Source organism: Streptococcus sp. A34, assembly GCF_043674115.1.
In the GTDB taxonomy this organism is placed as follows: Bacteria; Bacillota; Bacilli; order Lactobacillales; family Streptococcaceae; genus Streptococcus; species Streptococcus suis_V.
This window is the reverse complement of record NZ_JBIMJM010000010.1, coordinates 20093-33411: the sequence shown is the minus strand read 5'-3', so window position 1 is coordinate 33411 and position 13319 is coordinate 20093. Positions and strand designations below refer to the sequence as shown.

The following is a 13319-nucleotide window of genomic DNA, read 5'->3' as shown; positions in this document are numbered from 1 at the left end:
TTACCCTTTTTCTGTTTCTATAATAGATTTCTCAAAATCTATTAATTGATAGTCAAAATTGTACTTACTAATCTCTTTCTCATAGGTCAAATTTCCAAACATTTTTTTGATACTATCATTGAAGAATAAATTTTTGATTAGTGGATTAAATAATTTTATTTTAAGCGCTTTTTTCCCATGACAACTTGCAATTTTTGCCATTAAATCACTTGTTGAAACGTATTCCTTATTTTGTGGGAAGAAAATTCCTGAATCTTGTACCAAAATAATCTGCTTGATAAATTCACAAAAATTTCCAATATATAACATACTTCTCTCATTATGATAATCGGGTAGTACTAGCAATTTTTTAGAAATTTTCGACAACCTCGGATAATTACCTTTAGAACCCTTGCCATAAATCATCGGAGGTCTAACAATTACAACTTTAAATGTACTATCTGAAAGCTTGTTTAGTTTTTGCTCTGCTTGCCACTTACTATCTCCATAAAAATCAGTAGGATTTGGTTTTGTTTGTTTCGTTATAATTCTTTTCCCACTAGTGCTATCCCCATACACAATGATGCTACTCATAAAGATAAACTGATCGACACACGCCTTTTTAGCAATCATCGCAACTTTCTCGGTCAGTTCTGTGTTTACTTTATAATATAAATCTTTTTTACTTTCATCTTTAGAAAAGTGAGCAATACCTGCCACATGAAAAACAGAATCATATCCTGAAAAATCAAATTCTTGCCAATTGGGATTTAATAAGTCCAAAGTATCAATCTCAAAATCAACATTATTTTCTTTGACGTATTTTTCAAAAGATGTACCAATATAGGAGTTTGCTCCAGTTATCAAAACCTTCTTCATGAGTTCCCTTTCTGCCCCGTTCCACCTTCAACGACGCCTTCACTTTTAACTACACTGAGAAATGTGCCATAGAAACATTTTATGTCTAAGCTAAAGCTCATATGTTTGACATAAAAGCCATCTAATTTTGATTTCTCAACGATTTCCAATTCATCTCGGCCATTGATTTGTGCCCAACCTGTCAAACCAGGGCGAATGTCATTTGCCCCATACTTGTCACGTTCTTCAATCAAGTCATATTGATTCCATAAGGCTGGTCGTGGACCAACAATAGCCATTTCACCTTTAAAAATATTAAATAATTGAGGAAGTTCGTCCAAGCTAGTTTTTCTTAGGAAAGCACCAACTTTTGTAATCATCGCATTAGGGTCTTTTAACAAATGAGTTGGCATATCACTTGGAGCATCTACATACATGGAACGGAATTTATAAATCATGAAATGTGACTTGTTTGTTCCAATTCGTTTTTGTTTAAATAAAACAGGTCCTTTGGAATCCAGTTTTATAGCAACTGCAATCAACAAAAATACAGGACTTAATACAACAATTGCAAGTCCTGAAATGACCATATCACTCGCTCTTTTTAAAATTGGATACATCCTAATCTCCCTAAATCCTTAATCCAAAAATACTCCAAATACTTCTTACATCGATCATGTGCAGCTAAGCCATGATAGGAACATACTTCAGCTCATCTCCAATGATAAAAGGAACATGTCCATGGTTGAGACCTTCCTTAAACAGAATCAGTCACCCACTCGTCCATTACCATCTTGAAAAGGTGGATACATTCAAAACGAACATGAAAGTGAAGAATATCCTCAAAACCAATCGTATTGGTCTCATAGAAATACCGTATCTGGTCATGCGTCAGTTGACTACCTTCTAACTGGTTTGAATTGAAAGCCAGCTCTATCTGAACCTTATGGTAAAGGCTACCTTTGACACTGTTTTCTTTTTCTCTCCATTATGTATGACCTAACATATCTTACTTCAGGAAAGCATTTCAACCTTCCTAGTATTTAAATTTCATGTAAACACTAGGAAAGTAAAAATAACTTTTACTTTCTTAATCTTGTCGTGCGAAGTCAATCAAGACATTTTTCAACTCGGTCTTATCCAGGGACAATAGGCGATTGATAAAGTCTTGGACTTGTTCCTTATCCTGATTGGTCACCCGACCAACGAAGATCTTTTCGTGAACTTGTTCACTGATACGCTCTTCTGTTGACAAAAGCTCCTCGTAGAGCTTTTCACCTGGACGAATCCCAGTCTCTACTATCTGAATCTCTTCTTCGGTGTGTCCACTGAGCTTGATGACCTTACGGGCCAAGTCCAAGATGTGTACAGGCTCACCCATGTCCAGGACAAATACCTCGCCACCATTGGCCATGTAGCCAGCCTGAATGACCAAGCGACTAGCCTCCGGAATGGTCATAAAGTAGCGGGTCATGCGGTAGTCCGTGACCGTCACTGGCCCACCTTTCTTGATCTGTTCCTTGAAGAGTGGTACCACACTACCTCGGCTTCCGAGTACATTCCCAAATCGGACAGCTACAAACTGGGTCTTACTGTCTCCGTTCAAGCCGGTTACAATCATTTCAGCCACACGTTTGGTCGCTCCCATAACATTGGGTGGATTGACCGCCTTGTCCGTTGACACCATGACAAATTTGTCAACCCCTGCTTCTTTTGCAGCCTCTGCCACATTCTTGGTCCCAAAGATATTATTTTTGACCGCTTCATGTGGATTGAACTCCATCAGAGGAACATGCTTATGTGCCGCTGCATGATAGACAACATGAGGCTGGAATTCCTTCATGACCGAAAACATCAAGTCTCTGTCTTGGATATCGGCTATGACAGGAATGAGTTCTACTTCTGCACCATAGAGACTCACCATCTCCCGATGAATCAGATAGATCGAATTTTCTCCGTGACCTACCAAAATCAGGCGTTCAGGCTTGAACCGTGCCACCTGTCTACACAGCTCCGAACCGATAGAACCTCCGGCTCCAGTAACCAAGACCGTCTTATCCTTGAAATAACTGCGTAATTCTTCCTGATCCAAGACCACTTCAGGGCGGCCCAACAGATCTGCAATATCAATCTCCTTGAGGGAGCTAACTGAGATATTGCCCGCAACGATGTCCTCTATACTAGGCATGGAATTGACCTTAACGTTCACTGAATTACAGATCTCGACTAAGGATTCTCGCTCTTTACCGGGTAATGATGGAATAGCGATAGTGACTTGTTCAATCTCCAAATCCTTGACCAAGGCTGGTATGTCGTTGCGATTTCCGATTACCTTGACATTGCGAATATAGCTATTGAGCTTACTTGGATCCGCATCCACAATACCTACCAAATCAAAATCCAACTTGCGTTCGATAACGGTATTGATGAAAAGCTGTCCTCCGTCACCGGCACCAACAACCAGAGTACGAACTGGCCGTCGTGTATTTGACTTGGACTTAGACTTTCTATCATGGATGGCACGCCAAGTTAGACGGGGTACCACCATCAAGACAAAAGTCAAAATACTTGAAGTGAGAATAAAGCGATAGGAAAACGTTTGCCATAGGTAGAAGGATGAGAGCAAGAGAAAGCCATAAGCCATCGCTACGCTCAATCCAATCTTAAAGAGCGACTCATAGTCAGTGTAGCGTGTAATGAGTGAAAAGACTTTCAGGTAAATAGATAGGGCTAGGTAGACAATGGTCACTAGAACAAATCCAACTTTCAGCTGTTCATTCGGCATGTCTATAATAACCCCTAAAAAGAGCTTACTCAATACAAAGGATAGGGCAATCGACACGAGATCGAATCCCAATAAAATGATTCGTTTTATTGATCGTGACATATCTCTCAATTACCGATTGATTCGGTCTATTTCTTTCCGTAGTTTCCATAATTGCCATAGGCACCATAAGCACCGTATGAACCGTATTTTTCCAACTTGGTGTCAAATTTATTTAAGATAACACCAAGGAATGGAGTCCCTGTTTGCTCGAGTTGTTCTTTGACTTTTTGTAGAGCTTTCCGTTTGATTCTTCCAGCTTCTGCCACTGTCAGTACGGCATCACACTTTTGAGCAATGATGGCTGCATCAATGACCATACCAAGTGGCGGACAGTCGACGATGACATAGTCAAAATAGCGACGAAGGGTCGCAAGGAGGTTTTCGAAATTCTTGCTTTGCAAAAGGGCTGTCGGGTTAGGTGACACCTTCCCTGCCTCGATGACGGTCAGATTTGGAATGTCTGTATCACAGAGGCCTTGGGAAAGGTCCGTCGTTCCTGCCAAATAGTCCGTCAAACCCGTAATCTTTGTTTTCGGTTTAAAGAAGCCAGACATGACGGAATTACGGATATCGGCATCCACCAATACAGTCTTATAGCCCGCACGCGCATAGGCCACTGCTAAACTGGCTGAAGTGGTTGACTTGCCTTCACTGGATTGGACAGACGTAATGGCCACTACTTTAATGTCCTCTCCACTCAACTGGATGTTGGTACGGATTGCATTAAAATACTCTTCCGTCTTTTTTAATAATACTTTTTTATCTCTAGACGTTTCTAATACTGCCATGGTTCTCTCCTATTTCAATTTGGCTACATCTGGTACTACACCCAGCAATGGCAAGCCCATTTTTTCTTCAATGTCCTCTGGGCGTTTGATGCGGTCATCCAAGACTTCTTTCACCAGAACCAAGGCCACTGCTAGAAAAGCACCAACCAGGAAGCCTAGGACAATATTGCGTTTGGTATTTGGTGTTGAAGGATGCTCAGCCGGGCGTGCTTCTTCCAAGGTTGTCACATCGCTAACCTTTGTCACATCGATAATTTTTTGTGCTGCTTCTGCACGAAGTCCATTGGCGATACGAGCCGCTTCATTTGGATCTGCATCACGCACAGTAATGGATACAATACGGGTATCAACAGGGATACTAACAGAAACTTTGTTAGCCAATTCCTCATCAAGGTTTAACTCCTCAGTAACCTTTGATAGTACATCCTGAGAAAGGATGATTTCCTTATAGTCTTTTACCAGATAGGTACCCGCTTGGAGTTCTTGTGCCGTCAAGTTTTGACCACCTTCAGCCACCTTATTGACCACGTAGATCCGAGTGGTACTGTCATACTGAGGTGTCGCAACAAAAACGGAGTAGGCAAATGTCACGGACACACCCAACAGGGCACTCAGAAGGATCAAAAACTTATTCCGCCATAAATTTTTCAATAGATACAGAACGTCAATTTCTATAACATTCGATTCTTGGTTGTTCATAATTTCTCCTAAAGTTTATTTTGCATAAGGGTAATTGGGTTTTCTATAAACAAGGCCTTGGCACGGTCGCGTCCGTACTCTTTCTCAATGAGTTGGAAGGCCTGGTCCATATAGGGTGGCCGACTGCTTGTATTGTGCATGTCACTTGCCACAAAGTGCACCAGTTCGTTGTCTAAGAAGTATTGGGCCCGTTGTTTATACATTTTGTGCCGATCTCCAAATAGTTTGGGTTTCAAGACACTAGAACTATTGATCTGCATATAGGCACCCATGGCGATGAGATCTGCAACTTTTCCACCTTCACCCGCCAAGGCATCGTATCGTTCGATATGGGCGAGAATGGGAGTCAAGCCCAACCGCAAGATGTCACGCACAGCCTCCTGAATTTTTTTGTAGCTAGTTGACCCGCTAAATTCAATCAAGACACTGCTAGAATTCCCATAGGTTGGTAGTTCTTTTCGTTCTAACTTACCTATGACATCGTCGGTAAAGTAAATCTCCGCCCCGTAGAAGATAAAGAAATCTTCTGATATGGTTTTGGCCAGGGCCTGGACCTGCTTGAAGTTCTCTCTAATGACCGCCTCCGGAGTTTCAAACATGCCTTTTCGGCGGTGAGAGGTGGCTACGATACCGCGCACCCCTTGTTGATAGCTGAGCTTTAAGAGCTCCAAACTTTCTTCTGCAGTTTTTGGACCATCGTCCACACCAAATATGATATGTGAATGAATATCTAACATCCTATTCTCCTGACATGACTGCCTGCATAGCTGCTTTCATTTGGTTGAGGCTATCTGGATTAACCTCCATCATATACAATTGATAACCTGGCATTGCATATGAGGGCAAGAGACCTGTGCTTCCAGTACCTTGCAAGGCTTGGGATTGAACTGTGTAACTGCCATTGCTTTCCATCTGGGTATTGACCAATTTCATCATGGTTTCCAAACTCATATTGGTCTGGATTGAATCTTGTAGGTTGTTGATAATGGATTGGTAATTGGTTAAATTTTCAGGTTTGCTTAATTTTTGAATGAGCGCCGCAATGACTTTCTCCTGGTTTTTTCCACGGTCATTGTCACCGCCCTGTAGCGAATAGCGTTCGCGTACAAACATTAAAGCTTTTTCGGAATCCAAATGGATGGTTCCGACAGGGAAATCATGACTTCCTTTGGTAAAAGCCTGGTCATTGACGACATCCACCCCACCTACGAGGTCAATTAATTTTAGGAAGGATGTAAAGTTCACACGCGCATAGTAATGGATATCAATGTCATATAGATTTTCCAAGGTATGCATGGAGGCTTCTACCCCGTAAATCCCTGCGTGGGTCAATTTGTCTTTTTGATTTTGCCCGCCATCTGCGATCGCAACATAGCTATCACGAGGGGTGGTGGTTAAGAGTACCTGTTTGGTAGCCTGATTGATGGTCATGATGATATTTACGTCCGAACGGGAAACGGTCGAGATTGGTCCATAGGTGTCAATGCCGCTAATATAGATGTTCAAGACATCGCCAGTCGGTTGGTTGACTGCTGTTTCAACCTTTTTTGTCAAAGTGAAACTGTAGATCTTTTTGACCTTGGTGTCAAAGTCTGGGTCTTCCGCAGACAGGATATCTGCAAATACTCCGTTCAAGACCATGGCCTGACTCTCACCAGCAAGCATCTTCTGATAAGCATCCAGATAGGAATCCGTTTTAGTTGGTGTCAGAGATAGGTTTTTTGTCAGAGACAGGTTGTCCAACAAGGCTTGGATATTATCACCGTCATTTCCGGTAGGCGCCAACAATTCGGTCACTTGACTGATATCCGAGACCTGGCTATCTGCAGGAACCAGAACACTCATCTCATATTCAGAATAGGTGGCGTTTGAATTCAACTTGTTCGAAAGGTTTACGATACTCTGGACTCCATAGAGACCGACAGAACTAACGACAAGGCCTAGAATAAGCAGGAAGGCGGTCACTACTTTTGCCCTTTTCCTTAAAATAAGGAACAAACAAACAAGTCCCAAGAAAATGGCTAACCCAGCCAGGACCAGGTTGAGATTGCGAAAGGCAAGAATGTCATACCGAAACACTTGATACAGTAGGATACCAACCGCTCCTGTATAGAGGATGAGCAAGGCTAGGTTTGCCCAATGCAGCTGGTTTCTTCGGGATGATGTTTTTGTTCGACTCATGGTAATTTAACCCTTTCATTCAAAACTGTAACATTACTATTATATCACAAGTTCTGTGCCTCTTCTAACAAATTACTGCCCTAAGATTACATTTTTGTTACAAAACGCACATGTAATGGTTTTCAATTGGTCTTTCTGACAAAAACAAGATTCAATTGATCGGAAAGTTCTGCCTGATAAGAAAATCCATCAACTGAAACTTGTTGAAGAGCTGCCAATTCAGTAATCCCTTCCTTGGCCATCACAGAAACAAGGCGTCCTCTGCCCTTTTTTGAAATGGTTGAGTGTACCCTTCGTTTGCCATCCTTTTCCTCCATAAAGGTCACCCGGACTAGTTTTTTCTGAATCTGGGGAGAAAATACCTGTTCAAATTCAGAAGAAGCGAGGGATAGGATCCAGTCTTCTTCTTCAACGACTTTGTCAAAGGCCGGTCGCCAGTATTGCTTGAGGGATTTCCCTTCCACTTTGATCCCTGCTTGAAAATCAAGTCGATGGGGAGAAATAAGGTGGTCCAGGCTGATGAGCCCATACAAGGCTGTAGCTAGGAGGACATGTTTTTTTAGATAGACCTCCTCATCTATTGTCAGGTCTCTTCGGTCCATATACCGGTACATCAATCCGTCGTACAGCAACCAGGCTGGATAGGTTTTAGCTTGCTTGGCTTCAATCCGCTTCCAGCGATCCAACTCCAATCCAGCACGGTCATGAGAGATTTTATAAATGGAAGCTAATTCTTCCTGCTGGAATTGGCTACAGATTTGAGCGACCGCTAAACTGGTGGGGTCCAAGGGGTGAAAGGAATGGTTATCAATTTTGGTATTGAGTTCTTTTGCATTTGGAAGTATGATTTTCATAGTTCTAGTATACCACGAATGCTAGGGGCTGACACTTGAAAACACGCGCCACTTGTTCACAGAACAGTTTTATACTATACTAGGACCATAGATCTGTAGGGGGACAGTTTATGGAGAAATATAAGCAAATCATTCAAGACATTCTAGACGGAATCGAACGACAAGACTATAAGCGGGGAGAAAAACTACCCTCTATTCGCCAATTAAGTCTGCAGTACGAGTGCAGCAAGGATACAGTTCAAAAGGCTATGCAGGAACTCAAGTATCAAAACAAGATTTATACGGTCGAAAAAAGTGGCTATTATGTTTTGGATGACCGTGACATTTTGGAAGAGCCCATTGATCTGGATCTGGCTGATTTTGAGGAACTGCCATATGAGGACTTCCGTATTTGTTTACACCAAAGTTTGATTGGCCGTGAAAATTACCTCTTCAATTATTACCATCAGCAAGCCGGTTTGACAGAATTAATCACATCTGTTCAACAGCTCCTAATGGACTACCATGTCTATAGCCGAAAAGACCAATTGGTTATCACTGCTGGAAGTCAACAAGCCCTCTATATCCTGAGCCAAATGGATTTCGGTCCCGATCGAACCCATATCCTCATCGAGTCTCCTACTTATACTCGTATGGAGGAATTGATCCGCCAACAAGGCCTGCCTTACCTGACCATTCAACGCAGTATGGAAGGGATTGACTTGGACAGATTGGAAGGTCTTTTTCAGACTGGAACCATAAAATTTTTCTATACCATTCCACGTTTGCATAACCCACTGGGGACAAGCTACGATAGAAAAACCATGGAGAGGATCGTTCACCTTGCCCAGCGCTATCAGGTCTATCTCATCGAAGATGACTACTTGGCTGATTTTGATGGAAACCGTCAACTACCCTTACATTACCTTGACAAGAACGACTTTGTCGTCTATATCAAGTCTTTCTCACCAACCTTATTCCCAGCTCTACGGATAGGTGCCGTTAGCCTGCCTCCCCTTCTCCTCAATGCTTTTTTAACCTATAAAGGGTTGATTGACTACGATACCAACCTGATCATGCAAAAGGCACTTTCTTTGTATATCGATAATGGGATGTTCGCTCGCAACACGCAGCAGCTGCGGGAGCAGTCCTTAAATGAAGAAGTTAAACTACAAGATTTGATCAAAAAATATCCTCTTGATTATCCTTATCAGGTGGTGCGTGACCAGTTAATCGTTCAATTTCCAGATAATCCGAGAACTGCAAGACTTGAAGAACGACACCAGCTTATCCGTAACGGTACCTTTGCCTATCTTCTCCTCCGTCTCCATCCACATCTTGAAGATACATTAAAAGAGCTTAGCACCTTCTACAAGGACTAAGCTCTTTATTCTTATTTTAAAGGATAGCTTCCTGCCTTTCCATTAAGGAAATCCAGTTAGCAATAAGCTGGCAAGTAAGATGCACTCTCTCTTGCTTAACCACCTACACATAGTGTCCAGTGCTTCTATCTCTCATACCCCATCAAAAGGCCGCCCTCTTCTGCATAGAAAGAGCAAAGGCCGGAAGTCGCAACTTCTTCGATACTGGCTTCTGGATAGGTTTCCTTAACCAAATCCGAAAATTGTTGGAAGAACTTATCGTTATTACGATGAGCCATAATGATGCGTCCGCCCTTATAGCCAGCCTTTTTCATTTCATCAAAAGCCGCGGTGACCGATTTTTTGTGACCACGAGCCTTTTGTAACAATTCCAACTTGCCTTCGCTGCTGGCTTCACCGACCATACGGATGTTTAACAAACCAACGACAGCACCTACTAGCTTACTCAATCGACCATTTTTCACCAGATTGTCGACCTTAGCAAGGACAAACAATAATTTACTATTTTCTTGGTAGGTGGTAATAGCTGATACGACTTCTTCAAACTCTAAGCCTGAGGCAATCAAACGATTGATTTCCGTAACCAGTAAGTCCATCTCGCCTCCAGCTGATAGACTATCAATCAAATGAATCTTGGCATCTGGATGCTCTTCCAAATACATATCACGGGCAACACGAGCCGCATTAAAGGAGCCAGACAAACCACCGGTAATCGTCACAACGATAACATATTCTGCACCTGCAAAAGCCTCCTCATAGGCCTGAGTGCTAGGACAGGCAGATGTCGCTGCCTCAGAAGTTGACTGCATGACAGAGACCATCTGATCAATATCTAGACTCGCATCATCAACAAAGGTCTGGTCCCCTATCTGAATACTCAGGGGAACACTGACAAACTCCGTATCCGGCGCAAGCTGAGCTAGTTGACGGTAATCACAACCAGAGTCTGCAACAATTTTCCATTTTGACATTTTCTTATCTCTTTTCTTTTGAATGATTTAATTAGTTGACAAGGTGCTCTATCTTACTCTACAATTATATCATTAAATCATTAGTTATGAAAGCATTTCCAATCGGATGTCACAGTAGAAAGGAAGAATATGACCGAGCGTAAAATTTCACCAAAATCCTTGAAAAATCTCTATCAATCCAACAAGGAGGCCAATCAGCTGACCAAGGAATCTCTCGAGACCGCTCTGCTATTTCTCCTTGAAAAAAAGGAACTCAAGCACATTTCCGTCTCTGAATTAGTGCGCAAGGCAGGTGTTTCGCGCAACGCCTTCTACCGCAACTACAAATCCAAGGAAGAAATTTTGGAAATCTACTACGAACGGACTTCCAGCAACCTTAAAAAGAAATGGCATGATTTGCAAGATAAGGTTCAAAAAGATGGCGTCAAACAAAGTTTTGCAGATTTTGTCCAAGAACAAAAACGCAAGGCAGAACAAAGCAAAACCTTTTCCAATGTCAGTCAATGGATCAAAGACAAGACCAAACGAGATTAATGTCTCGTTTTTTCTTTCTCTCAAACGCAAAAAAACTTGACCAATTAGCCAAGTTTTTAAGGAGATTATGAAAAATATTTAGGATTGACTATAGTATACCCCAACTGCCAACCGTTTCCATCGGTCTTAGGACTGAAAAATACGTTGCAACCAAAAATTTTCTATATCTAATCTATTTTTTGCCTAATTTTCTCGTCTTTTTGAGGGCGGCAGCGACTGCCTTGATAATGGCATAGCGGAAACCTTCTTTTTCCAGTGCCACAACTCCTGCGATGGTCGAGCCTCCTGGCGAGGTCACTTCCTGTCGGAGTTGGGCTGGGTGCTTATCGCTGTTCAAGACCATCTGAGCAGTTCCTGCTAGGGTTTGAGCCGCCAAAACCTTGGCATCCTGAGCCGTCAGCCCATTTTGCACACCGGCATCCGTCAAAGCCTCAATCATCTGATAGACGAAGGCAGGTCCACAGCCCGCGATAGCCGTCGCAACATCTATCAACTTCTCTGGCACTTGCTGTACCTTGCCAGATTTTTCTAAAATTTGTTCCAATAGCGGAGCGAGTTCTTGATTGACCACGCTATAGGTTGTCATACCTTGGCCGATAGCGACAGGTGTATTGGGCATGATACGAATAATCTTGTCTGCCGATACAAATTCTGCCAGGCTGTCAAGGGGCACACCCGCTGCCATAGAAATCCAGATAGCTGAGGAATTCTGGCTAATCTGGTCCTGTAAGCCTGACAAGACTGACTGAATCAGGTGAGGCTTGACCCCAAGGAAAATGACCTCGGCCTGCTCTGCTATTTCTTCATTAGACAATAGCTGACCGTCCAGCTGAGTTTGTAGAGCCTGGGCTTTTGCTTGGTTGTGGTTACTGAGGAGGAGCTGGGTGTCTGCTTGCTGGCTGACTGCTTGTGCCAAGGCCGCTCCCATATTGCCCAGTCCGATAATTCCAATCTTCATCCTGTCCTCCTAACGAATGTGGCCGTCGCCTGTGATGATGTACTTGTAAGTGGTCATCTCACGCAAGCCCATTGGACCACGGGCGTGCATCTTCTGGGTGGAAATACCTAACTCACAGCCCAGACCAAACTCGCCACCATCAGTAAAGCGAGTTGAGGCATTGACATAAACAGCCGCCGAGTCCACGTAGAGTGTGAACAAGTCTGCTGTCTGGCTGTTTTCCGTCACAATCGCCTCGCTGTGCCCTGTCGAGTGTTGAGCGATATGGCTGATAGCCTCTTCTACACTTGAAACGACTTTAACTGCCAAGATAAAGTCCAGAAATTCTGTATCAAAATCCTGCTCACCTGCTGGTCTGGCTTGGTTGAGTAGAGCCTGGGCCTTCTCGTCAGCCCGCAATTCTACCTGACCAGAAAGAGCTTCCTCAAGACGAGGTAGGAATTGGCTGGCAATTTCTTCATGAACCAATAAAACTTCAGCCGCATTACATGCTGAGGGACGATTAACTTTCGCGTTGACGGCAATTTGTAAAGCCTTGTCCAAGTCTGCATCCTTATCGACATAGACATGGCAGATTCCTGTACCTGTTTCAATAACAGGAACTGTTGCATTTTCAACAACAGCTTGAATGAGCCCTGCACCACCACGAGGCACCAATAGGTCAATCTTGCCTTTTGCGGTCATCAACTCTGTCGCAGAGGCTCGGCTAGTATCTTGGACTAGCTCAATCACCTTAGGTGATAGGCCGACCTCTTCCAGCCCTGCTTTTAAAGCTGAAACAATGGCCTGAGAAGAATGAAAGGCATCCTTTCCTCCGCGCATAATGACGGCGTTACCACTCTTGATAGCCAATCCTGCAACGTCGGATGTCACATTTGGTCGGCTTTCGTAAATCATCCCTACCAAGCCAAAGGGAATAGACTTCTTACTAATCTTCAACCCATCTGCCCGAGTGGATTCTTCCAAGGTCAAACCAACTGGATCTGGCAAGGCTATCAAAGCACGAATACCCTCAGCCATTGCTTTAATCCGCTCTTCTGTCAGAAGTAATCTGTCTTGCATGACTTGGCTAATCTTGCCTTGGGCATGTTCCATATCGATAGCATTGCCTGCTAGGATTTCCTCAGTTTGGGCAACCAACTGGTCTGCCATGGCTGATAGGGCCTGGTTTTTTTGTTCAGTTGTTGCCAGGTTGATAGAGGCCTTATGGGCCAATAAACTGTCTAATAATGCTTGTGTTGTTGTCATATTTTTCTCCTATTTAGTCTTTCAGTTTGCTCGTTCGTCAACATAATCAATACAAACTGAA

Annotated in this window: 13 protein-coding genes; 2 read left to right on the top strand and 11 right to left on the bottom strand. The window is 43.1% G+C overall.

The features are described 5' to 3' along the window. From ACHBGV_RS04460 to yaaA, 8 genes are all read right to left on the bottom strand, one after another. Positions 1-858 (bottom strand): NAD-dependent epimerase/dehydratase family protein, encoded by an 858-nt coding sequence (locus ACHBGV_RS04460; RefSeq protein WP_394735717.1) that lies wholly within the window; start codon positions 856-858, stop codon positions 1-3. Continuing rightward, positions 855-1457 (bottom strand): sugar transferase, encoded by a 603-nt coding sequence (locus ACHBGV_RS04455; protein ID WP_394735716.1) that lies wholly within the window; start codon positions 1455-1457, stop codon positions 855-857. Before ACHBGV_RS04455 ends, ACHBGV_RS04460 begins: the two co-directional genes overlap by 4 nt. 470 nt (positions 1458-1927) lie before the next feature. Then, on the bottom strand, positions 1928-3724 hold the full coding sequence (locus tag ACHBGV_RS04450) for a polysaccharide biosynthesis protein (protein WP_394735715.1): 1797 nt from the start codon (positions 3722-3724) through the stop codon (positions 1928-1930). A 26-nt stretch (positions 3725-3750) separates the two neighbouring features. Continuing rightward, positions 3751-4452, bottom strand: a complete 702-nt coding sequence (locus ACHBGV_RS04445; RefSeq protein ID WP_394735714.1) for a tyrosine-protein kinase — start codon at positions 4450-4452, stop codon at positions 3751-3753. Positions 4453-4461: 9 nt separating this feature from the next. Next, on the bottom strand, positions 4462-5151 hold the full coding sequence (locus ACHBGV_RS04440; RefSeq protein ID WP_394735713.1) for a YveK family protein: 690 nt from the start codon (positions 5149-5151) through the stop codon (positions 4462-4464). Between the two features lie 8 nt (positions 5152-5159). Next, entirely contained in the window at positions 5160-5888 is a 729-nt protein-coding gene (locus tag ACHBGV_RS04435; RefSeq protein WP_394735712.1) for a CpsB/CapC family capsule biosynthesis tyrosine phosphatase, read from the bottom strand. A 1-nt stretch (position 5889) separates the two neighbouring features. After that, positions 5890-7332 carry an LCP family protein gene (locus tag ACHBGV_RS04430; RefSeq protein ID WP_394735711.1) on the bottom strand — a complete coding sequence of 481 codons (1443 nt, stop codon included), beginning with the start codon at positions 7330-7332 and terminating at the stop codon, positions 5890-5892. A gap of 122 nt (positions 7333-7454) precedes the next feature. Beyond that, complete coding sequence (gene yaaA, locus ACHBGV_RS04425; protein WP_394735710.1) at positions 7455-8186, bottom strand: peroxide stress protein YaaA; 732 nt, start codon at positions 8184-8186, stop codon at positions 7455-7457. Positions 8187-8296: 110 nt separating this feature from the next. Here yaaA and ACHBGV_RS04420 point away from each other — a divergent pair, with 110 nt between their 5' ends. Beyond that, entirely contained in the window at positions 8297-9547 is a 1251-nt protein-coding gene (locus ACHBGV_RS04420; RefSeq protein WP_394735709.1) for a PLP-dependent aminotransferase family protein, read from the top strand. A 125-nt stretch (positions 9548-9672) separates the two neighbouring features. Here ACHBGV_RS04420 and ACHBGV_RS04415 read toward each other — a convergent pair whose 3' ends face one another. Beyond that, positions 9673-10518: a DegV family protein gene (locus ACHBGV_RS04415; protein ID WP_394735708.1), complete on the bottom strand. Its 846-nt coding sequence runs from the start codon at positions 10516-10518 to the stop codon at positions 9673-9675. Between the two features lie 129 nt (positions 10519-10647). Here ACHBGV_RS04415 and ACHBGV_RS04410 point away from each other — a divergent pair, with 129 nt between their 5' ends. Further along, entirely contained in the window at positions 10648-11052 is a 405-nt protein-coding gene (locus ACHBGV_RS04410; RefSeq protein ID WP_105110309.1) for a TetR/AcrR family transcriptional regulator, read from the top strand. A 172-nt stretch (positions 11053-11224) separates the two neighbouring features. Here ACHBGV_RS04410 and proC read toward each other — a convergent pair whose 3' ends face one another. Together proC and ACHBGV_RS04400 are read right to left on the bottom strand one after the other, a co-directional pair. Continuing rightward, the gene (proC, locus tag ACHBGV_RS04405; protein WP_394735707.1) at positions 11225-12010 is read right to left on the bottom strand and encodes a pyrroline-5-carboxylate reductase; all 786 of its coding nucleotides are present in this window, start codon (positions 12008-12010) and stop codon (positions 11225-11227) included. Between the two features lie 9 nt (positions 12011-12019). Next, complete coding sequence (locus ACHBGV_RS04400; RefSeq protein ID WP_257104136.1) at positions 12020-13258, bottom strand: glutamate-5-semialdehyde dehydrogenase; 1239 nt, start codon at positions 13256-13258, stop codon at positions 12020-12022. Positions 13259-13319 lie beyond the last annotated feature (61 nt).

Excerpts from the sequence above, each read along its gene's own strand:
- ACHBGV_RS04460 (WP_394735717.1), bottom strand. The coding sequence starts at position 858 with ATGAAGAAGGTTTTGATAACTGGAGCAAACTCCTATATTGGTACATCT.
- ACHBGV_RS04455 (WP_394735716.1), bottom strand. The coding sequence starts at position 1,457 with ATGTATCCAATTTTAAAAAGAGCGAGTGATATGGTCATTTCAGGACTT.
- ACHBGV_RS04450 (WP_394735715.1), bottom strand. The coding sequence starts at position 3,724 with ATGTCACGATCAATAAAACGAATCATTTTATTGGGATTCGATCTCGTG.
- ACHBGV_RS04445 (WP_394735714.1), bottom strand. The coding sequence starts at position 4,452 with ATGGCAGTATTAGAAACGTCTAGAGATAAAAAAGTATTATTAAAAAAG.
- ACHBGV_RS04440 (WP_394735713.1), bottom strand. The coding sequence starts at position 5,151 with ATGAACAACCAAGAATCGAATGTTATAGAAATTGACGTTCTGTATCTA.
- ACHBGV_RS04435 (WP_394735712.1), bottom strand. The coding sequence starts at position 5,888 with ATGTTAGATATTCATTCACATATCATATTTGGTGTGGACGATGGTCCA.
- ACHBGV_RS04430 (WP_394735711.1), bottom strand. The coding sequence starts at position 7,332 with ATGAGTCGAACAAAAACATCATCCCGAAGAAACCAGCTGCATTGGGCA.
- yaaA (WP_394735710.1), bottom strand. The coding sequence starts at position 8,186 with ATGAAAATCATACTTCCAAATGCAAAAGAACTCAATACCAAAATTGAT.
- ACHBGV_RS04420 (WP_394735709.1), top strand. The coding sequence starts at position 8,297 with ATGGAGAAATATAAGCAAATCATTCAAGACATTCTAGACGGAATCGAA.
- ACHBGV_RS04415 (WP_394735708.1), bottom strand. The coding sequence starts at position 10,518 with ATGTCAAAATGGAAAATTGTTGCAGACTCTGGTTGTGATTACCGTCAA.
- ACHBGV_RS04410 (WP_105110309.1), top strand. The coding sequence starts at position 10,648 with ATGACCGAGCGTAAAATTTCACCAAAATCCTTGAAAAATCTCTATCAA.
- proC (WP_394735707.1), bottom strand. The coding sequence starts at position 12,010 with ATGAAGATTGGAATTATCGGACTGGGCAATATGGGAGCGGCCTTGGCA.
- ACHBGV_RS04400 (WP_257104136.1), bottom strand. The coding sequence starts at position 13,258 with ATGACAACAACACAAGCATTATTAGACAGTTTATTGGCCCATAAGGCC.